General features: G+C 48.1%; 17 protein-coding genes, 1 pseudogene and 1 riboswitch. Of the genes and pseudogenes, 11 read left to right on the top strand and 7 right to left on the bottom strand.

Features of this window, described 5'->3' with window-relative positions; translation table 11 throughout:
* Nucleotides 1-24 precede the first annotated feature (24 nt).
* A riboswitch (guanidine-I (ykkC/yxkD leader) is annotated at nucleotides 25-129 on the bottom strand.
* A gap of 184 nt (nucleotides 130-313) precedes the next feature.
* Nucleotides 314-949: an exopolysaccharide biosynthesis protein gene (locus tag Q0C11_RS00640; protein WP_293004833.1), complete on the bottom strand. Its 636-nt coding sequence runs from the start codon at nucleotides 947-949 to the stop codon at nucleotides 314-316.
* Between the two features lie 459 nt (nucleotides 950-1,408).
* On the opposite strand from Q0C11_RS00640, the gene Q0C11_RS00635 reads away from it, so the two are divergent.
* Complete coding sequence (locus Q0C11_RS00635) at nucleotides 1,409-2,230, top strand: class I SAM-dependent methyltransferase (protein ID WP_293004832.1); 822 nt, start codon at nucleotides 1,409-1,411, stop codon at nucleotides 2,228-2,230.
* Between the two features lie 55 nt (nucleotides 2,231-2,285).
* Here Q0C11_RS00635 and Q0C11_RS00630 read toward each other — a convergent pair whose 3' ends face one another.
* Nucleotides 2,286-3,206, bottom strand: coding sequence for an alpha-E domain-containing protein (locus Q0C11_RS00630; protein ID WP_293004830.1), 921 nt, complete (start codon nucleotides 3,204-3,206; stop codon nucleotides 2,286-2,288).
* A gap of 2 nt (nucleotides 3,207-3,208) precedes the next feature.
* Complete coding sequence (locus tag Q0C11_RS00625) at nucleotides 3,209-4,663, bottom strand: circularly permuted type 2 ATP-grasp protein (RefSeq protein WP_293004828.1); 1,455 nt, start codon at nucleotides 4,661-4,663, stop codon at nucleotides 3,209-3,211.
* Between the two features lie 626 nt (nucleotides 4,664-5,289).
* Here Q0C11_RS00625 and Q0C11_RS14650 point away from each other — a divergent pair.
* The 3 genes and pseudogenes from Q0C11_RS14650 to Q0C11_RS00615 form a co-directional block, all read left to right on the top strand.
* Nucleotides 5,290-5,520: pseudogene (locus Q0C11_RS14650) on the top strand (transglutaminase N-terminal domain-containing protein); the annotation flags it as partial.
* Between the two features lie 66 nt (nucleotides 5,521-5,586).
* Complete coding sequence (locus Q0C11_RS00620) at nucleotides 5,587-6,111, top strand: transglutaminase family protein (protein WP_293004826.1); 525 nt, start codon at nucleotides 5,587-5,589, stop codon at nucleotides 6,109-6,111.
* 115 nt (nucleotides 6,112-6,226) lie between these two features.
* Nucleotides 6,227-6,982, top strand: a complete 756-nt coding sequence (locus Q0C11_RS00615) for a peptidase (protein ID WP_293004824.1) — start codon at nucleotides 6,227-6,229, stop codon at nucleotides 6,980-6,982.
* On the opposite strand, the gene Q0C11_RS00610 is transcribed toward Q0C11_RS00615, so the two are convergent.
* A complete protein-coding gene (locus tag Q0C11_RS00610; protein ID WP_293004822.1) occupies nucleotides 6,979-8,070 on the bottom strand; it encodes a putative zinc-binding peptidase in 1,092 nt (363 codons plus the stop codon). The genes Q0C11_RS00615 and Q0C11_RS00610 overlap by 4 nt on opposite strands.
* Nucleotides 8,071-8,467: 397 nt before the next feature.
* Here Q0C11_RS00610 and Q0C11_RS00605 point away from each other — a divergent pair, with 397 nt between their 5' ends.
* The 7 genes from Q0C11_RS00605 to Q0C11_RS00575 all read left to right on the top strand — a co-directional run bounded on the left by Q0C11_RS00605 (nucleotide 8,468) and on the right by Q0C11_RS00575 (nucleotide 17,798).
* Nucleotides 8,468-8,944, top strand: coding sequence for a DUF4396 domain-containing protein (locus Q0C11_RS00605; protein ID WP_293004820.1), 477 nt, complete (start codon nucleotides 8,468-8,470; stop codon nucleotides 8,942-8,944).
* A 9-nt stretch (nucleotides 8,945-8,953) separates the two neighbouring features.
* Complete coding sequence (gene cueR / locus Q0C11_RS00600) at nucleotides 8,954-9,421, top strand: Cu(I)-responsive transcriptional regulator (protein WP_293004818.1); 468 nt, start codon at nucleotides 8,954-8,956, stop codon at nucleotides 9,419-9,421.
* A 51-nt stretch (nucleotides 9,422-9,472) separates the two neighbouring features.
* Complete coding sequence (locus Q0C11_RS00595) at nucleotides 9,473-11,071, top strand: hypothetical protein (protein ID WP_293004816.1); 1,599 nt, start codon at nucleotides 9,473-9,475, stop codon at nucleotides 11,069-11,071.
* Between the two features lie 64 nt (nucleotides 11,072-11,135).
* Nucleotides 11,136-11,516 (top strand): hypothetical protein, encoded by a 381-nt coding sequence (locus tag Q0C11_RS00590; RefSeq protein WP_293004814.1) that lies wholly within the window; start codon nucleotides 11,136-11,138, stop codon nucleotides 11,514-11,516.
* A gap of 211 nt (nucleotides 11,517-11,727) precedes the next feature.
* Nucleotides 11,728-13,074 carry a TolC family protein gene (locus tag Q0C11_RS00585; RefSeq protein ID WP_293004813.1) on the top strand — a complete coding sequence of 449 codons (1,347 nt, stop codon included), beginning with the start codon at nucleotides 11,728-11,730 and terminating at the stop codon, nucleotides 13,072-13,074.
* 20 nt (nucleotides 13,075-13,094) lie between these two features.
* The gene (locus Q0C11_RS00580) at nucleotides 13,095-14,669 is read left to right on the top strand and encodes an efflux RND transporter periplasmic adaptor subunit (protein WP_293004811.1); all 1,575 of its coding nucleotides are present in this window, start codon (nucleotides 13,095-13,097) and stop codon (nucleotides 14,667-14,669) included.
* 12 nt (nucleotides 14,670-14,681) lie between these two features.
* Nucleotides 14,682-17,798 carry a CusA/CzcA family heavy metal efflux RND transporter gene (locus tag Q0C11_RS00575; protein WP_293004809.1) on the top strand — a complete coding sequence of 1,039 codons (3,117 nt, stop codon included), beginning with the start codon at nucleotides 14,682-14,684 and terminating at the stop codon, nucleotides 17,796-17,798.
* A 23-nt stretch (nucleotides 17,799-17,821) separates the two neighbouring features.
* On the opposite strand, the gene Q0C11_RS00570 is transcribed toward Q0C11_RS00575, so the two are convergent.
* The 3 genes from Q0C11_RS00570 to Q0C11_RS00560 form a co-directional block, all read right to left on the bottom strand.
* Nucleotides 17,822-18,682: a hypothetical protein gene (locus Q0C11_RS00570; RefSeq protein WP_293004807.1), complete on the bottom strand. Its 861-nt coding sequence runs from the start codon at nucleotides 18,680-18,682 to the stop codon at nucleotides 17,822-17,824.
* A gap of 8 nt (nucleotides 18,683-18,690) precedes the next feature.
* Nucleotides 18,691-20,709 (bottom strand): restriction endonuclease subunit S, encoded by a 2,019-nt coding sequence (locus tag Q0C11_RS00565; RefSeq protein ID WP_293004805.1) that lies wholly within the window; start codon nucleotides 20,707-20,709, stop codon nucleotides 18,691-18,693.
* The coding region (locus Q0C11_RS00560; RefSeq protein WP_293004803.1) for an endonuclease domain-containing protein at nucleotides 20,706-21,056 on the bottom strand (351 nt) is incomplete at its 5' end. The genes Q0C11_RS00565 and Q0C11_RS00560, both read right to left, overlap by 4 nt.

Below are 21,056 nucleotides of genomic sequence, written 5' to 3'. Positions count from 1 at the left end.
CGTGTATCAGCGATACACGACCAGATCTCCCGGGCTTTTATCCCTCCGTGGAGCCTCATTATCATGAGACCGGAAACTCTTGGACCAGTCACCTCACTTACATTGGCCGGAACCCTAGTTTCCCATTGATGTACAGCTTTCTTAGCGGCTATGCCAACAATTGCTGCATTGTTTGATTGGCATACAAAAAGCACGTAACAGATGGCATTTTAAGTTCGAATCCTGGAAAAAGCAATGGGGTGATACATACGTTGCTTTGCTGCTTGTCTGGATTTGTACACTGCAAGAAACATGCTCATCCATTCAGTCTTACTTAATAAAATGTTGGCAGAGCCATACCCATCCAGAGCAGCGCGAGGATAATCATGGTAATACCAACCCCTATCGTACCGACGATCATGCCAATGAGTATGGTGATGCCATCCTTACTAAGCAAACCCAATGACATAATCAGAATTCCCCAGCCAGGCGGGAAATTGGTCAGAGGAATAGGGAGCGCTATGGATAAAGCAAAAACGAATGTAAAAATGCCAATAATTCTTTCCCAAGTGTGTACGCTGATATACGTCAACCGAGGTTGCAAGCGTTTTTCAATTTTCTTGAGCCAAGGGTTAGCCTTGACGATCAATTTTTCTATACTGGAGCGTTTGATTTCTTTATTTTCGATCCAGACCGGCAGCCAAGGCGCCCGCATACCAAGTATCATTTGTACCGAAAATATGAATAGCGGAATGGAAAAGAATGTTGTGTACCCAGGTGGCACGGGTACGGGAAGACAAAGTGGTAGTGCGGCAATAGCCAGCAGAACGCCAAAACCGCGTTCATGCAAGGTGTTCTTGATCTCCCCCACTTTCAGAGTGTCGCTGCGATACACAACGACCACGTTTTCCAGCAATTCAGATGTGGAGCGTCCGCTACTGTTATTGCTGTTATGGTTGCTATCGCTCATAGATGGTTTCCTTGAGTTTCCATATCTTGTCACATAATTGCATCTGTTATATTAACAATAAGCGGCGCGCAAAACGCTTTTCTAAAATTTTCTGGAGATCTGTAGTCTGAATTCAATGACTAAGTGCATCAGTCTACGGAAAGTATATCGATTATTGATCGGTAAACACGAAGGCACGATGGTTCTTGGTTAGCTTTTTTGCGCTATTGTACACATCTCCGACCCTCGAACCAGATCCAATGTCATGCTGCCGACTGGTTTAAGGTATAACACAACAAATAGTCCAAATGTATTAGATGAATAATTACTGTACTGGATCAAGCCGTGCCTTGGGTTGAGTTTTGGGGTGGCCGTAAGGATGTTATGATTTGCCTTGTTGTTTGGTTTTGTAAACGGTAAAATGCCGTTCCACACTAGTGCTGACTCCATCAGTGCTTATATCGTTGAATCAGATGAGCTATGCTTACCAACAAATTGACAATTGATTATCCGGTAGGAAGGCCTCCAAGATATCCGCTGCTGGACAAGCCTCACCCCTTATTGGCAACCAAGCTAAATAAAAATCGCCATACCTACAAAGCCACACTCCAGATATGTCTGGAATATGTCGATGATTTAAAAACGATCGCATGCAATGATGACCCTGAAGGGATAAACCCTTATTGGGTCAACGGCTTCATCCCAGGTATGGACGGGGCAACCCTTTATAGCATGACTGCGAACCTTAAACCAAAGACATTTCTGGAAATTGGATCAGGCAATTCTACGCGCTTCATCGCGAAAGCCATGCGGGAACATAGCCCAGCAACAAGATTGATTTCAATCGATCCAGCTCCACGAGCCATGTGCGACAACCTATGTAATGAAATACACCGCAAACCATTGGAGGAAGTGGATCTATCCCTATTTGATCAGATCAAAGCGGGTGACATCATCTTTATGGATGGCTCACATCGTTGTTTTATGCATACCGACACGACTGTATTTTTTCTCGACATATTACCGCAGCTGCCACACGACGTGTGGGTAGGCATTCATGATATCTGCTTGCCTTTTGACTACCCGGAAAGTACTGTGGACTGGTTTTGGTCAGAGCAATATTTGCTTGCTTGTTATCTGCTGGGAGATTGTTCTTGGCTGGAGGTCATTCTACCAAGCGTTTTTGCTTCTGTGGATCCTGAGTTATCAGACATTCTCAAGCCCCTTTGGTCAAATTGGCCTCCAGGGGCAATCGAACAGCATGGCAGTATTTTCTGGATGCGTATTTGCCGAAATAACTAAGTTAAGCGGATACTTACTTTGGGCCTATCATCAATTGGACGATACTTCTAATCTATCAGAAATAGGTTTTATTAATACTATCATGTATCTTAATCACTCCAAGTTGGAGCTCATCAATAAATTCATGTAGTTTTTCCTGATCAAATGCTCCCAGTTTGGAATTCTGCACTTTTTGTTGCAACTTGGTGATTAACAGTAGCGTTTTCTCGTTGCTCGGCAAACTCTCCAAACAATTATGCACTTGACATATGGCATGATAAAAAGCACGTGGAAAGCGCTCCTCCTGCAATAAGAATTTCAGAACATCCGAACGGCTTATGCGCAAACGCATTTCACGGCGGTACATCTGATAAGCGCTGAGTGATTTGAGCACACTGACCCATTGCAAATTCTCAAATGGAGATAAGGCTTCCGACATGTCCGGCAGTAGTGTAGCGGAGCGAACATCAACAATACGTGTTGTCATATCAGCACGTTCCAGGTTACGCCCCATGCGCAAAAAATCATACCCTGCATCGTGCGTCATAGTACCGGCTAGCATTCCGCTAATGGTTTGTACACCCAGTATGATAGAACGCAAGTAATCATAGCGGTGCCGCTGTGTTTGCACGCTCCTCGCATTTGTTTTTGCGGTCAAATGAAGCGCATTCACTTGTTCCCAAACCTCTCGTGGAATAATGTCACGAATGTTACGAGTATTCTCGCGCGCCATGTTAAGCGCACAGAGGATTGAGCCAGGATTACGAAGATCGGTGACCATAAATCGTATCACGCTGCGCTCATCCGCCTCTTCATATAAGCTATAAAAATTGTCTTTACGGCTTGTGATATCGATGATGGGCTCCCATCCCAATTTCACCCGTTTTGGAAAATCAAGCAATAGGTGTGTATTGACATTGATCAACCGCGCAGTGTTTTCGGCACGCTCCAAGTATCGTGCCATCCAGTAGATTTTGTTGGCAACACGTGAAAGCATGGTTAAACTGTCTCCATATCAACGACCCAGGTATCCTTACTACCGCCCCCTTGCGAGGAATTAACAACTGTTGAACCTTTGCGTAGTGCCACACGTGTCAGGCCGCCGGTTGTAACTATGGTTTGCTTTCCACTCAAAACAAAAGGACGCAAATCCAAGTGGCGTGGCTCCACGCGATTGCCTATCAAGGTGGGTGCGGTAGAAAGTGTTAGCATCGGTTGTGCAACATAATTGCGCGGGTCTCGACGGATCAGATTTACAAATTTTTCACGCTCTTCCTTGCTCGCTTGTGGCCCGATGAGCATGCCATAACCACCTGATTCATTGGCTGGCTTAACAACCATTTCATGAATATGCTCAACAACATGTTCGCGCTCCTGTTTATCGATACATTTATAGGTTGGCACATTCGGCAAAATAGCGTCTTGATCCAGATAATATTTAATCATATCCGGCACAAAAGCGTATACCACCTTATCGTCAGCCACCCCGGCTCCGGGTGCATTGGCTAATGCAACTTTACCCGCTTTCCAAGCGCGCATGATTCCGGGCACGCCCAGCAAGGAATCGGATTGAAACGCTTCCGGATCAAGGAACAAGTCATCAATGCGACGATAGATCACATCGACCCGCGTAAGTCCTTCGATGGTACGCATGTACACAACGTCATTCTTGTCCACAATCAGATCACTGCCCTCAACCAATTCTGCCCCCATTTGCTGCGCTAAATAGGCATGTTCAAAATAAGCAGAGTTGAAAATACCTGGTGTCAGCACAGCAATTTCAGGCTGATCTCCGGGCCGTGGTGATAAAGCGGCTAATGTGTCATATAACTGCGAGGGATAATCGTCGACGGGCAGGATATTGCATTGGTCAAACATTTCAGGAAACAATCGCTTCATTACCAGGCGATTTTCCAACATGTACGAAACGCCTGATGGAACACGCAGATTATCCTCCAGCACATAAAATGTGCCATCTTTGTCACGCACCAAATCTGAACCACAAATATGCGCCCAGATATTCAATGGTGGATTTACGCCCACACATTCCGGGCGAAAGTTTTTAGAGTCTTTAAGCAATTCAGCAGGAAAAATATTATCCTTAACAATGTGTTGCTTATGGTACAAATCATCAATAAAAAGATTCAAAGCCTGCACACGTTGTTTAAGGCCAGCTTCCACTTGTTGCCATTCTTTTTTATCAATAATGCGTGGAATGATATCAAACGGCCAAGCACGATCTATAGAACCTTCTTCTTCCGTATAAACCGTGAATGTGACGCCCATGACATGGATAGCGGATTCTGCTGCCAACTTATACTCTTCAATATCTTCGTCTTTCAAGGCACGCAAATAACTACATAAAGTCTGCGCAGCAGGGCGCGGTCTCCCACTAGCCCGCAGCATTTCGTCATACAGATTTTTTACCTTGTAACTTCCCCAACGAATGGTCATTATGTTCTCATCATGTATCGTATAGATAATTTCAAAGTAACATGCATCTAAAGCAAAATACAAATGTGCGTGTTATCTATTTTTCATTCTTCCATATATCTTGGCATTCAGAATAGATTGCAACTCTTTAATAATTATACATTTTCCGACGTTCGACAAGGCTAACGGTTTATCAAACCCGATTCATTCAGAGCATCTATTTTAGTGAAAATTATAGTTTCTTACTTCTTCAACATTCAATTACCTGTATAACCTTTCGGTTTTCTCCAACACCTTAACCACTATCAATGGCTGCGGTTGACTATTAAGCCCACCTTCATTTAAGTTTGTTCATATGACCAGCTCTCCTTTTGGTGCCACACGATTCTTGCTAACGATGTAAACTATCAGGCACACACGTCAATACGGAAATACACTAATTAATTTAGGATGCTGAAAAAAATAGATTTTTAGGCAATGCATCATTTGTTGCAAAAACATGTAACAACAAGACGAAAGATTTTAGTCAATGACTAAAGGTCATGGATTAATCGGCAGCTTCCAACACCAACAGATCAAATGTTATACCCACGAAGTCTTGAACAAAGCTTTCGCAATTTCCATAACTCTGGGTTAAAGGTTACTTTATGCGGTTACATATACACCATATCACTCGATACTACTATGATGATTCGGTTTTTCTTGAACCTCATTATCTTAATTTTTACCCTCAACATCGATCTTACTTGCAAGTTGAAGCCTTCGATCTCAAAGTAGATCCCATCTCAGACGGGCTCTTCCCCTTATTGAATATTGAGAATTCATTACAATATCAATGTTGGTTTAATAAAACTGTGAAGCATCTTGAGATTAATGCATCCATTAAGGTGCACTCTACTCAATTTAACCCTTTTGGTTTCTTCATAGATATGAATGCCCTGGAAATGAACCGTCAAGAACACTTTGGATATTTGAGCATCAATCAGTCTATTTCACCTGAAATGCAAGCCCTATTGTTGCCCTATAGGTCGCTGCCACCTAACGAATTACTGACACCGGTAAATGAAATTTTGCAATTAATCAATCAACATTGGGATCATACGGTAAGATATGCTGAAGACATACACGAACCCTCCGATTGCTTTCAGAGAAAAAATGGATCGTGTCGTGACTTATCATGGATGATGATCACCATGCTTAGATCTCTGGGGATACCCGCGCGCTTTGTTAGCGGATACGCCTTCAATCCGGAATTAGGAGAAGGGCATGAACTACATGCCTGGGTGGAATTCATAGCACCAGGAGCAGGATGGGTCGGCGTAGATCCAAGCGCTGGTATTTTTACCAATGAAGCGTATATACCAGTTGCCGCTAGTAAAGATCCAAAGAAAACTTTACCCGTGTATGGTTCCTATCGGGGCGGTGTAAGTTCAAGATTGGAAACGGAAGTAAAAATAATAGAACTCTAAGGAATTAAATTGTTTTCCCTACTGCACCCGTAACAAACGCATTACATGAATAGTGTCCGGTTTCAGATAAAAAAATTGTGACATAACCACTCTGATTTATTTTTATATAAAACATATGACTTATTGCCTCGCCATCAGTGTTAACAAAGGACTGGTGTTTGCCTCTGACTCAAGAACCAACGCTGGCGTTGATTATGTAACGACTTATAGCAAAATGAGTACGTTTGTCTGGCCTGATGAGCGCATCTGTGTTGTGTTGACGGCTGGCAATCTAGCTACCTCACAAGCAGTTCTCAACAACATTCGAACTGATTTGGAAAAACCAAATGCCAAAATGAATTTACGTAAGGGCCTTCATTTATATGAGGTGGCGCACTATATTGGCCAGCTCAGCCAAGAAGAGCAACGCCAGCATGCTGATGCAATGAAAAAAAGCGCTAATGGCGGTGCTGAAGCCAGTTTTATTTTAGGTGGGCAAATTGCCGGGCAACCCTCAGAGATTTTCTTGATTTATCCGCAGGGGAATTATATCAGTGCCTCACCGGAAACACCTTATCTGCAAATCGGTGAGAATAAATATGGCAAACCGATTCTGGATCGCATCATTACGACCACCACTTCAATCGAAGACGCTGCACGTTGTGCGTTGGTATCTGTGGAATCCACTATCCGCAGCAATATCTCTGTAGGTCCACCCATCGAACTGGCAATGCACACCAGTGATACTATTCAAGAACCCTATCATTTAAAGCTAACACTCAACTCCCCAATGTACAAGTCAATGCAGAAACAATGGAATGAGGGAATGCGCAGAGCTTGCGCCCGCCTGCCCCGCTTTGAGTGGGAAAACGCACAAGTAAAGAGTGATTAATGACTGATTTCGGTTACGATTTGGTGAATGTATCGAAGTTTATTCAACGAAGTATTGGAAATCACGAAGGGATAGGCATCGTCCATACCCATACTGCGGTTAAGTGCATTCAATGCAACCGATAAACGACACCAATCATCGAACAACTCATCAAACGAAGCAGGGGTACAATAACCGCTGCTCATTTGAGTGTTATCGATTATTACAGGTGGAGAAACATCATGTCCATGGATTCTAAATCCAAAATCATGTGCGGTTTCGACCGTATCCACCATATGCAAATAATGCGCCCATGTCTCCGCCCAGTCTTCCCAAGCATGCGTGCTGGCATAGGCACTAATCCAAATATCCCGCCAAAATGTTGGCGGGCCTTGATCATAGTAGGATTTTAGCGATTGTTGATAATCTAAGCGTTCATCACCAAACAATTCACGAAAACTGTCAATCCTGTCTGTTCCTTTTATCAAGAAATCCCAATAGTAGTGCCCGGATTCATGCCTGAAATGGCCCAGCAAAGTACGATAGCGCTCATTCATTTTGTCCCGCATCTCTATGCGAGAGCCGTGTTCTGCTTCAAGCAGGTTAATAGTGATCATGCCCAAATTATGGCCTGTTGCAATACTATGACCGACAGTCAATTCATTACTGAATTCTCCTCCTACAGCTTCATCCTGCAAGAATTCAAAACCCATTCCTTTAGACGGATCTTGCTCTCGACTGACTACCGGCAATCTCAGGCTATACAAGGTATACAGTAAGCGCCGTTTCGCAAGTTCAACGCGATACCATAAGGTCAGATTTTGCGCCGTACTGAGATTTGGAATAATATGGTTAAGACGACATGAAACGCATAGACGATGTTGATCATCAACTGACACCATCCAATTACAAACATTATAATCCACATTATTCTTACACAAGCGGTAGGTTTGTTTATTAAGTAAAGCCAACCAATTACCATCAGCAGATGGCTCCAAAGCGCTTAGCTGGCTTTCATCCGGTAAATAACCCACCATCCGACTGCAGGAGAAACACTGACTATTCTCAAAATGCAGATTATTTCCACAATGACACTGGAAAGTTTTCAAACGAAAATCCTATATCGAGCTGAATTCCAAGACTATAGATTACAGCAAAACTCTGAGGATGTTGTTTTTTGTACTGCGGATTCAAGTATAGAGCGCAACAATTCATCGTGATTTGCCGCCTGATGTTGGCTAGCCAAGTTAGCTTCATTAAACTGATTACCTAATTCCAGACCGAACTCTGTCAGCTTTTGAATTATTTTTCTTATTTCCTGTGTTGCGAATTGTGTTCTATTACTTAAAAACTATAGCAAAAATCACAGGCTGGTCAGACACAGAATTAATGATGTTCCCCAATATTTGATTAAATTATTGCAATACACTCAAACTGACGCTTGACTTTCCAACGATGGGAAGCTTCAGCATTAATACTCCTTATACAAATTTACAGGAGTTGAACATGAAAGATCATTTGCATCACAATCATTCTTCATTGACAGAACAGTCGTTGCACAGTGTTACATTGAGGGCCACCGTGCATTGCTTATCGGGCTGCGCGATCGGCGAGATTGCCGGAATGGTGATTGGAACAACAATGGGATGGAGCAATGTGGCCACAATTGCGCTTGCAATAGGACTCGCATTCCTTTCCGGTTATCTGTTGACCATGCTACCCTTTCTGCGTGCGGGGTACAACTATAAAGCTGCGATGCGTATTGCCTTCGCGGCCGATACGGTTTCGATTACGATCATGGAAATCGCTGATAATCTGGTGATGTTGATAATTCCGGGAGCGATGGATGCAGCGCTCGATTCGATGTTGTTTTGGGGCAGTCTTGCAGTTGCATTGATCATTGCAGGCATGGCTGCTTTTCCAGTTAACCGCTGGCTTATTGCGCGAGGCCGCGGTCATGCATTAGTCCACGCGCATCATTGAGGTGTTGAAATGAATATTGGACAGGCAGCGCAAGCTTCTGGTGTTTCCGCAAAAATGATTCGTCATTATGAGGCAACGGGTCTTATTCCCAAGGCGGCACGCGCTTATTCAGGTTACCGTCATTTTCTTGAACGCGATATACACACATTGCGTTTCATTCGCCGGGCGCGTGTGGCCGGTTTTAGCACGGCGCAAATTAAAAAACTGCTCTCATTATGGCAGGATCGGCAGCGGCCTGCCCGCGAAGTGAAACAACTGGCAGCTGGGCATTTAACCGAGTTAAAAGCGCGTATATCCGAGTTGGAATTGATTGCTCAGGCCTTATCGCAATTAATTGCGCAGTGTCATGGTGATGAGCGTCAGGATTGTCCGATTCTGGATACTTTGGCTGGGGAAGATGATGACGCAAAAAAATTTCTCGAGCTTCATGGCGCCAGCCATCCGCGCATTCGCTCAAAACCTCCCGTGAAGAAATAAGGCCTACCTAATCGTATCGAGATATCACAATATTTTATTTTGAGGTGTTACATGAAAACATTCATAACCATGATTACCATCACAGTCACTTTGTTTGCTGGTACATTACAAGCGGACGAGGGTCATCATCATTCAGGCGCTTTCGACCAGGAGAAATTAGGTAAGGTAAACTTTCCAGTTTCCTGCACACCGATGGCGCAAGCGCAATTTAATCAGGCAGTGGCGATGCTGCATTCGTTTTGGTATGAAGAGGCGGAAAAGACATTTCGCCAAGTTACTGTGATTGATCCGGATTGCGGTATGGGATACTGGGGCGTCGCGATGAGCCTTTATCACCAGTTATGGGCGACGCCTCCGGTTGCAACAGAATTGCAAAAAGGGCGAGAGGCATTACAACAAGTAAGCAAACAAGCGATCAAAACGAAAAGAGAAGCAGCCTATCTTGAAGCTATTGAATCCTTGTATCAAGTCGACGAAAAAGCAGATTACGGCGCAAGAAAGCTGGCGTACCAGAGCGCGATGGAGCGGATCATGACGCAAAATCCTGATGATCACGAAGCTGCCGTGTTTTATGCGCTGGCTTTGATTTCTACGGCTTCTCCAAGCGACAAGACTTTTGCCAGCCAGAAAAAAGCATTGGGTATTCTGCAAAAGGTACTGGAACATGAACCGGATCACCCGGGTGTGACCCATTACATCATCCACAGTAGCGATTATCCCGAACTAGCCGGGCTGGGACTGGATGCAGCGCGGGCATATACACGCATTGCACCGGCAGTGCCGCATGCGTTGCACATGCCATCGCACATCTTCATTCGATTAGGCCATTGGCAAGATGCGATACAATCCAATCTGACGGCCCATCATGCAGCAAAAGAATATGCACGAGAAAACGCATTGACCGCAACCTGGGATCAGCAATTTCACTTCATGGATTACACGATCTACGCTTATCTGCAGATCGGAGAGACAGAAAAAGCTCGGAAAATCTTACAAGAGCTGCAATCGATTAAAAAAGTGCAGCCGGAAAACACCACGACCGCTTATTCGTACGCGGCAATTCCAGCACGCTATGCGATAGAACGTGCCCAATGGCACGAGGCCGCTGAACTCAACGTCAATCCAAGCGATTTTCCGTGGCAACAATTCGGCTGGTGCGAAGCCATCACACACTTTGCCCGTGGTTTGGGAGCGGCAAGAGCTGGAAAATTAACTGTGGCCCAAAATAGCCTGCAACGACTGGAAACGTTGCGTGATGCCGACCGGGCTGCCAATAAAGACTATACCGCTGATCAAATCGAAATCCAGCGTTTGGCAGTTGCAGCCTGGGTAGCGCACGCGAAAAGCGAAACAGAGGATGCGTTGAAACTTATGCGTGCTTCGGCTGAGCTGGAAGATTCAACCGAAAAGGACAATGTCACGCCAGGTGCAATCATTCCCGCCAGGGAATTGCTGGGAGAACTGCAGCTTGAACTGAAACGGCCGAGTGAAGCGCTGCAGGAACTCGAAGCTTCACTAAAGCGCACTCCCAATCGTCGTAATGCCCTTTATCGTGCAGCAGAGGCAGCCAAGCTTGCCGGAGATCAATTGAAGGCCGACCACTATGAGCAACAGTATCAGCAATTGATGACGTCCAATCAGTTGCGTTGATCAGAAGCAGAAATTATTTGAAGATTTTCTTTGTCAAATCTGGAAATTGTTTATAATAAAAAACATGAAAGCATACAATTACAAATGGTTATTGGTTTTTTTTATGCTGTGGCTGCCTCTGCAAGGCGCTGCAGCAGCCGTTTTGTCCGTGTGTGCGCAAGAAAATAATCTCAGCAATCATGCTGACAAATCAATGACAACCATCGACAGCCATCATCATGACGACTGTCATAAGCAAGCACCTGATGGCACAATCAATCATCTGTTGACCAGCCTGCCCTGCGACGATGCTTCTTGTAATGCTTATAGCAGCACGCCCGTTCTCTCCGGCTACACTGCACCGATGCTAATCAAGATCACTTCAGTAGTACCATCATTAAATTCCGGATTCACCTCATTTGTTCCGGAACAGCCGCAACGCCCTCCATTACCCGCCTTCCTATAAATTTGCCGGTTGCTTAGGCAAAAAAGCGAATTTTTTGCAGAAACGCTGCGCTTCAATACGTGTTGCGTATGAAGTGCAATGTCGCAAACTATCCGCGGTGTCTGCTCATTCTTAATCGAACAGGCGAGATTACCTATCAGGAGGCTAGCATGTTAATTTTATTCGTTATTAAAACGCATCAACAGCAACAAAATTTCATCCGGAGGCTGCGATGAAGCGCGCTTACATGGTTGTCATTACTCTGGCTGCGATTGTGATGACATCTTTTGTATATGCAGATGGGGATGTAAACAAAAGCGGATCAACGGTGTTCACCCACTCAATTCCACAGAAACTCGCAACCGTATCGCCTGTGGGCAATACCACGTTATTACCCGGTCTGATCAGGGAAGCACTAGAAAACAATCCAGAAATCCGAGCGGCACATCAAGAACGCACAGCAGCGCAGCAAAGAATCGCACCGGCTGAGGCGCTGGATGATCCCATGCTCGAAGCGGGTGTGATCAATGCGCCGTTGGCGTCGTCGCCATTTAACCGTGAAGATATGACGATGAAAATGATCGGCCTGTCCCAGCGTCTCCCCTTTCCGGGGAAACGTGGTCTGCGCAAGGAAGTTGCCAGCAAGGATGCGCAAGCCATTGAATATGGCTATCAGGAAACAGTTAATCGCGTGATTCACGATTTGAAGACGGCTTACTTTGATTTGGGCCTTACGCTCGAGATGATTCAATTGGTTGAAAAAAACCGGCAGACGCTGGAACATTTTTTGCGCATCACGGAAGAGCGTTATCAGGTAGGGCAAGGCAGCCAGGCGGATGTGCTGAAGGCGCAGACACAAGTCTCAAGAATGCTGGACAGATTGCTGGAGCTGTCGCGTGAGCAGCCCGTGTTTGAGGCGGAACTGATTCGCGCACTGGGACACAACACCAAGACCGGGACTCTGGTTCCAGTGCTGCTGCACGTTCAGGAAACGCCCCTGATTCTGGAGGCGCTACAGCAGGAAGCCATGGCACAACGTCCGCAACTGTTGGCATTGCAAAGCCTGATTGCACGCAATGAAAAATCCGTTGATTTGGCGCGCCGGGCATATTATCCGGATCTCGATGTGCGGTTCTCTTATGGCCAGCGCGACAGCATGCTCGATGGCAGCCGACGCGACGATATGGTCAGCATGACGGTGGCTATCAATCTGCCGGTATGGCGCGGCAATAAAATCGAACCACGCATCCTGGAAGCGCAAGCGCTACGTGACCAAATAGCTAGTCTGTATCAGGCTCAAAGTAACGAGGTGGCAGCAAGATTGCGGCAGCAGATTGCGATGGCCGAACAAAGCCTTAAATCAGTCAAACTCTATCAAACCACCATTCTGCCGCAGGCGCAGTTGACTGTTGAATCCGCATTAACTGCGTATCAGGTAGGCCGGGTTGATTTTCTGACACTACTGGATAATCAGATGACAGTATTTGATTTTGAGGCCAATCGCATCACTGCGATGGCCAATTACAACAAAGCGCTGGCTGAGATTGATTGGCTGGTGGGTAAAAAACATGCGCACTGATAACAATCCAGGAGCTTCCCATGTCATTCATGATTAAACAGGTCTTATCCGCAATCGCGCTGTTAGCCCTACTGGGCGTAGGCTATTGGTGGGGTTATACACAATCACAAACAGCCGTGGCAACGACCGCAACGATAACGACCAACGGGGAACGCAAGATTCTGTATTACCGTAACCCAATGGGTTTGCCAGATACTTCTCCAGTGCCCAAAAAAGATCCGATGGGTATGGATTATCTGCCGGTTTTCGACGGCGAAGAAGCGCCATCGGATCAAAACATTGTGACTCTCAGCACCGAAAAGGTGCAAAAACTCGGTGTGCGCACCGAAACGGCGGAGTTGCGTGAACTGATACGCACTGTGCACGCGGTGGCGACAGTGCAGACCGATGAACGCAAGCTATACACCGTAGTGACCAAGTTTGAAGGGTGGATACAACGGCTGTATGTTAATACCACGGGGCAAGCGGTCAGAAAGGGTGATGTACTGATGGATGTTTACAGTCCTGATCTGATTGCCGCGCAGCAGGAATATTTAATCGCCGTACGCGGCCTGCAATCCGTCGCCGATGGCGATCCGGATGTGCGCGCCGCGATGCAACGACTGGTTACCAGCGCATTACAAAAACTGCGCAACTGGGATGTCGCGGAAACTGAATTACGGCGTCTGCAGCAGACTAGCGAAGTCCGCCAGTACTTGGCATTGCGCGCACAAGCCGATGGCGTGGTGCTGGAAAAGAAAGCCATTGAAGGGCAACGCTTCATGCCGGGAGAAACGCTGTACCAAATCGCCGATTTGTCGAGCGTGTGGATGCTGGCTGATGTGTTCGAGCAGGATTTGGGCATGATTCATCCCGGCCAACTGGTGACCATTCGCGTGGATGCGTATCCCGACAAGGTTTTTAACGGTGAAGTGGCGTTTATTTATCCGGCAGTGACGCCGGAGACGCGCACCGCGATTGTGCGCATCGTGCTGTCCAATCCTGATGGGCTACTGAAGCCCGCCATGTATGCACGCGCCGAATTTGCATCGTTTCATAGCAAAAATAAAGTGCTGACCGTGCCGGATTCGGCTGTGCTGGATACTGGAACCCGCCGCGTGGTCTTGGTGAGTTTGGGGACTGGCCGCTATGAACCGCGCACGGTAAAGCTGGGCATGCATGCCGACGGCTTTGCCGAAGTGCTGGGTGGACTTAGGGTCGGCGAGGCCGTGGTGGTCAAGGCGAATTTTCTGATAGACGCGGAAAGTAACTTTAAAAGCGCGCTCAACAGTTTTGGCCACACTGCATACTATCCGGTGTCCGGCGAGCAGGAAATCGCATCCAGCGCAGCAGTTTTGTCTGCTTCACAAGTGCAATATCGCGGTGAAGGCAGCATTGAGGCGATCGATTTCGCGCATGCGACGGTTACACTTGCGCACGGTCCGATTGCAAGCCTCAAGTGGCCCGCAATGACGATGGATTTTCGTACCCTGGAACCAGCGTTATTGCAATCCTTCAAGCCGGGGCAGAAAGTCATTTTTGAAATCGCCGAAGAATCGGCGGGTGAATTCGTCATTGTGCGCATTCAACCCGCCGATACTTTTCACGATCACTAGGAGGGCATCGACATGCTCAAATACGTGATTGAATGGTCGATTCGCAATGTTTTTCTGGTATTGCTGGGCACTGCATTGATCGTCGGTTGGGGTGTTTACTCGTTATGGAAAATGCCGATTGACGCGATTCCCGATTTGTCCGATGTGCAAGTCATCATTTATACCGAATATCCCGGCCAGGCGCCGCAGGTTGTCGAGGACCAGGTCACCTATCCGCTCACCACCGCCATGCTAGCGGTGCCGCGCGCAAAGGTCGTGCGTGGTCAGTCGGCTTTTGGAGTTTCGTTCATTTATGTCATTTTTGAAGACGGCACCGATATTTACTGGGCGCGGTCGCGCGTGCTGGAATATTTGAGTTTTGCGGCGAACCAACTGCCTCAGGATGTGCGGCCTGCGCTGGGTCCGGATGCAACCGGCGTCGGTTGGATTTATCAGTATGTCGTAACCGCGAAAGACCGCTCGCTGGACGAATTACGCACCATTCAGGATTGGTTTCTACGCTATCAATTAACCACCACGCACGGCATATCCGAAGTTGCCAGTGTCGGCGGATTTGTCAAAACTTATCAGATCACGGTCGACCCGCGCCGTCTACAAGCCTATGACATTCCGTTGAAACGCATTACGGAAGTGATCGCCGCCAGCAACCGCGATGTCGGCGGGCGCGTAATCGAGCTGGCAGAAACTGAATACATGGTGCGTGGCCGAGGTTATCTGCGCAGCATCAGCGATCTGGAGAACCTGGTGGTGCGGGCGCATATTGGCATGCCTGTACTGTTGCGGGATATTGCCCGCGTGGAACTGGTGCCCAGTGAACGCCGCGGCATCACCGAGCTGAATGGCGAAGGGGAAGCGGTTTCCGGTATCGCGGTGGCGCGCTATGGCGAGAATGCATTGGAGGTCATTCACAATCTCGAAGCAAAAATTGACCAGATTAAATCCGGCCTGCCGCAGGATGTATCGGTCGAATCGGTGTACAACCGTTCCGAACTGATTCATCGCGCCATTGCGACACTGAGAACCGTGTTCATCGAGCAAATCATCATCGTGGCATTGGTTTGCGCAGTGTTTCTGATGCACGTGCGCAGTGCGCTGGTGGCGATCATCATGCTGCCCATCGGCGTACTGATCGCGTTTATTGCCATGGCGCAGCTTGGCATTAACTCCAACATCATGAGCCTGGCCGGTATTGCACTGGCGATTGCGGAAATGACCGATGCCGCCATTGTCATGGTGGAAAATGCGCACAAGCATCTGGCGCGGCTTAAACCGGGGGAATCGCGCACCGACGCGGTAATCGCCGCGTGTAAGGAAGTCGGGCCGTCGCTGTTCTTCAGCCTGCTGATCATCACGGTATCGTTTCTGCCGGTGTTCGCGCTGGAAGCGCAGGAAGGGCGTATGTTCCAGCCACTCGCGTATACCAAAACCTTTGCCATGGCCGGCGCTGCCGTTCTGTCGATTACGCTGGTGCCGGTGCTGATACTGCTGCTGATTCGCGGCCGCATTCCGCGTGAAGAAGACAATCTGCTGGGCCGCCTGATGATTCGCGGGTATCAACCTATAGTCGCGGGTGTGATGCACTGGAAAAAGTCCATTCTGGTGATTGCATTGGGCGTACTGGCTGTGACAGTTTATCCGGCCATGCGGCTGGGCACAGAATTCATGCCGACCTTAAACGAGGGCACATTGCTGTACATGCCCGTCACGTTGCCGGGCATTTCGGTGACCAAGGCGGCAGAAACGATGCAGACACAAAACAAAATCATCATGAGTTTTCCGGAAGTGGCTTCGGTGTTCGGCAAGGCGGGACGTGCCGATACCGCGACCGATCCGGCGCCGCTGGAAATGACTGAGACCATCATCAATCTGAAACCGGAACATGAATGGCGCCCCGGCATGGACATCGACCAGCTGATCGCCGAACTCGATCAGGCACTGCAAATCCCCGGTGTCGCCAACGCCTGGACCATGCCGATCAAGAATCGCATCGATATGCTTGCCACCGGCATCCGCACGCCGGTTGGCATCAAGGTGTTCGGCAATGATTTGACTGAAATCGAAACCATCGCCCGGCAAATCGAAGCCGTGGTGAAAACCGTACCCGGCACCACCAGCGCCTATGCCGAGCGCATCACCGGCGGCTATTATCTGGATATAGAGCCGGATCGGCTGGCGTTGGCACGCTACGGCCTGGCAGTGGGTGATTTGCTCGAAGTCATTTCCGTGGCATTGGGCGGAGAAGTGATTACTACCACGGTGGAGGGGCGGGAGCGCTTTGATGTCGCGATCCGCTATCCGCGCGAACTACGCAGCGACCCGCAGGCCATCGCCACGCAAGTCCTGGTGCCTGCGATGGGCGGCACTATGATTCCACTGGGTCAATTAGCGCAGGTCAAGCTGATGCAAGGGCCGCCGAGTATCCGCACCGAAAACGCGCTGCTGTCCGCCTATATTTTCATCGATATTCGCGACCGCGATATCGGCGGTTACATTGCCGACGCGCAGCAAGCCGTGCAAGAACAGGTGCAATTTCCGCCAGGATACTATGCCACCTGGAGCGGGCAATTTGAATACATGCAGCGCGCCACCGAGAAATTGAAACTGGTGATACCGCTGACCCTATCGCTGGTATTCCTGCTGGTGTACCTGAATTTCGGCCGCCTGACCGAAACGCTGATTGTCATGCTATCGATACCGTTTTCTGTGGTCGGCGGCATCTGGCTGATGTACTGGCTTGACTACAACCTGAGCATTGCCGCGGTGGTCGGATTCATCGGTCTGATCGGCATCGCCGCGGAATCCGGTATGGTGATGCTGACCTTCATTGATCAATCACTCGCCACCATCGCCCGGCAACGCAAAGCGATGGGTGAGCAAGTAACCCTGACCGATTTGTATGACGCCGTGGTGCAGGGCGCGGTTTACCGTATCCGCCCGGTGATGATGACCATCGCCGGCAGCGTGGTCGGCCTGCTGCCAGTCATGCTCAGCACCGGCACCGGCTCCGAAGTGATGCGCCGCATCGCCGCTCCCATGGTCGGCGGCATGGTTTCCGCAACGATCCTGACATTGATCATTTTCCCGGCGGTGTATGCTTTAGTGAAGGAGATACCGCTGCGGCGTGGATAAGACGAACCCAAGCAAATTCATACTTAGTTGCCATCAATCATTAGCTGGTTCACTTCGGTGAACCAGCTGCAATCACGATAAAGTCTATTTTGTAGCAGCTCTTTATAACGTTCGGGTAAATGGTGCGCAATCGCCTGGAATTCCTGTTTGTCCTGTTGCGTCACGAGGGTCGGGCCGATAAACGGAGTTTGGTTGCGGCGCAGATCCATTTTAAAGACCGGCTGATGCGGCAAATCAAAAAATCTGACCATGTTCTTCAGCACCGCTTCCTGTTTCAGATCCACATCGACATCGATAAAAAATACGCGTTCCTGCCAGCGATTATCCCGAATCAATTGCATCGCGCGGTACTCAATCTCCAGCCACTGCAGCAGATAAAACTGAAAGCGGCTGAGTGATGGCGGATAGTGCCGGAATACGTCTTCCCGCCCGGTCAATGCCCAACGGAAATAGCGCTCGCCGGTATCGCTGGTGTAATCGGCAAATGGAAAATGCCACTTGCGCATCATCTGCTCGCGCATATATTCGCTTTTGGCCACCCGCAATGGATGGCGCACCAGATGGATAAAACCGGGGTTGTTTAACAGCGCCCCGGCATGGCGATTGAAGGCCTTGAGGAAAGCATGGTTGGATTCAAAATAAACTGGCTCCTTGCGGCTGGCAATAAAACGGCACTTGCGCTCCAATTCCGGTAATAAGGCGCTGTCGTTATGCTGCGTATTCCAGGCGATCGGCTTGCCGAACAGCGTGGGATTGCCTGGCGTGAAATAAGGCTCGTGTGTGCTGTAGCAGTGTGTGATGTTCTTGGCAAAGAAATCAGCGAGATAACTCGTGCCGGAACGGCCGCTGGCGAGGGTGAATAGGACAAGCTGAGTGTTGCTCATACCTTCTTTCAGGAAGCTATCGCCTGCTCAACCACCACATCCGCCAGTTTTTTCTGTAATTGGCTGGCTTGCGTGATCGTGGATTTGAGTTGGTCACAGAGAACCATGAGTTCGTCGACTTTGGCGACGATGCGGTGTTGTTCTGGGAGGGGGGGAAGATAGATTACAGTTTCTTTAACTTTGCTTAGATTTAAATTTGGTTGCGCCCCGCCAGCAGCCAATTCACGAATTTCATCGTATATTTTCTCAAAAAATAGCTTCACATATTGTCTATGACATTCATCAGGATCAATAAGTCTGATAGCCGCACACGCTTGATTAGTAGCAGCTTCTATCATTAGCTCTGTAATTTGACCTCGTGTTTTCCCTTGTCCATACATTGCAACGATAAGAGTGCCTTCTGGATACACACTCAGGTTTGTTTCTTTAAGTGCTAATGGTGACACACATTGTACAGTTTCAAAAATATATGGTTTCGAAGTCTCTCCACTTGTTACCCAGCTAATAACCCCTGGATTAAAATACTCAGGTTTGGTTCGCAATGGTGTTGCTCCTGTTCCAACCAGTGAGATTTCATCGAGTGCTACCCACATCCACCCTTGTGGTAATCCAAACGGCTTTTCCTCCTCTGAAATTCCCCGTTGAATCCCCCCCGACCCCCATTTTTCAAAGGGGGGGGTAGAGTTAGGGTTAGGGGTGGAATTAGAAAGAGGGGGTGTAGAAAGGGTGATCGTAGTGGGATTGATTGATGTTGCTGCAGCTGAACCTGTTCCCCCCCTTGGTAAAAGGGGGGTTAGGGGGGATTTTCCTTTCTTGATCTTCCCCTCAGCCACCAACCTGGCTTTTTCCGCCTGTATGCGTTTCAACAATTCACTGGCCGGTTCATCGGTTGGGTCTTGCGGCACGAGTTTGCCCATCACCGCCAGTTGCAGCAGAGTTTGCTTGAGTGCGTCGATGCTGGCTTCGGTGGTGAACAAGGTATCAAAATGCGCAGCAATGCGCTGCCAATTGGCGCTGAAGTCATGCGCGTTTTGCGATTGGGTGAGTGTGCCGAGCAGGTGGCTTACCAGTTTTTCGTGTGCTTCAGCGGCGTAGATGTGCTGCGACTCCAGTTGATTGCACAGCGCCATAAGTTCATCGACTTTGGTTACGATGCGATGTTGTTCTTCAAGGGGGGGCAGAAAAATAATTAACTTTTTCATTTTCTCCTTAGTCATGTGCACCATCATTACACCGTGACCGGAAGCTTTTATTTTTTGTGCCTGTTCGAGAAGAAAAGTATAAAGATAATTCTTGTAAATAAAATCACAACCATATAGATCAAGCCTCCATATGTGATAATGAAATATCACCTTAGGACCTTCCCAAATAAATGGCCCAAAAGATGCTGACCATGCAAACAATAGATCTCCCTTATTACAATATTTTTCATCTTCTAAAGTAAGATCAGAGTAATACCAGTGTTCTGAGGTAAACAAATTGCCAACACGCAGAACTGGTGTTCCTGTATCGAGTAGTTCTTCTTTTTTGTAAGCACGTCCATTTAAGATATTTACAAGATCAGTTAGTCGAGCGCACTCCCACCCCTGCGGCAATTCAAACGATTTTTCCTCATCCGAAATTGGCGGCAATGGTTTGTCTTTCTTAATCTTGCCTTCCGCTATCAGCTTTGCTTTTTCTATCTGCATCCGCTTGATTAACTCACCAGCCGGTTCATCGTTCGGATCTTGCGGCACTAATTTTCCGCGCACCGCCAGTTCAAGAATCAGTTCGCGCAGTTTTTGGATGCCGTACACGCTGACGCCATTGCCACTACTACGGCCACGGCCTGATTTCTTTTCTGTTTCGGCGGCAGTCCAGATGTCGAGGTGGTGAATCCACCCTAGCTCCTTTGGAATAATCCCCCCTGGCCCCCCTTTTTCAAAGGGGGGGATGGTGATTGTGGGTGTTGCGGGGGGTGTTTTTGATGTGGATGTTTTAGTGTCCCGATTTTTGTCAGAATCAATTCCCGGAGTTTCAGCGCTCATACTTCACCCCCCTTTGAAAAAGGGGGGCTAGGGGGGATTAAGAGGATTCCCTTCTCCACCGCTGCAAAAACCACCCTCATCACCGCATCCAGTTCTTGCATAACCTGCCGGTTGTCAAAGCGCAACACTCGTAAACCCAATGATTCCAATATCCGGTCTCGTTCCGCGTCGCTGGCCTGGTGATCCGGTTCAAAATGTTGCGAGCCGTCCAGTTCGATGACGAGATTGGCTGCTGCGCAATAGAAATCGACGATGTAGTTGGCCAAGGGCTTCTGGCGGTAAAACTGCACGCCTAGAATTTGCTTGCGGCGCAATTTTGACCAGAGCAATTGTTCAGCATCGGTCAT

Source organism: Nitrosomonas sp. (assembly GCF_022842015.1).
Taxonomy (GTDB): Bacteria; Pseudomonadota; Gammaproteobacteria; order Burkholderiales; family Nitrosomonadaceae; genus Nitrosomonas.
The sequence above is the reverse complement of the archived record's forward strand: the minus strand, read 5'-3'. Positions and strand labels throughout refer to the sequence as shown.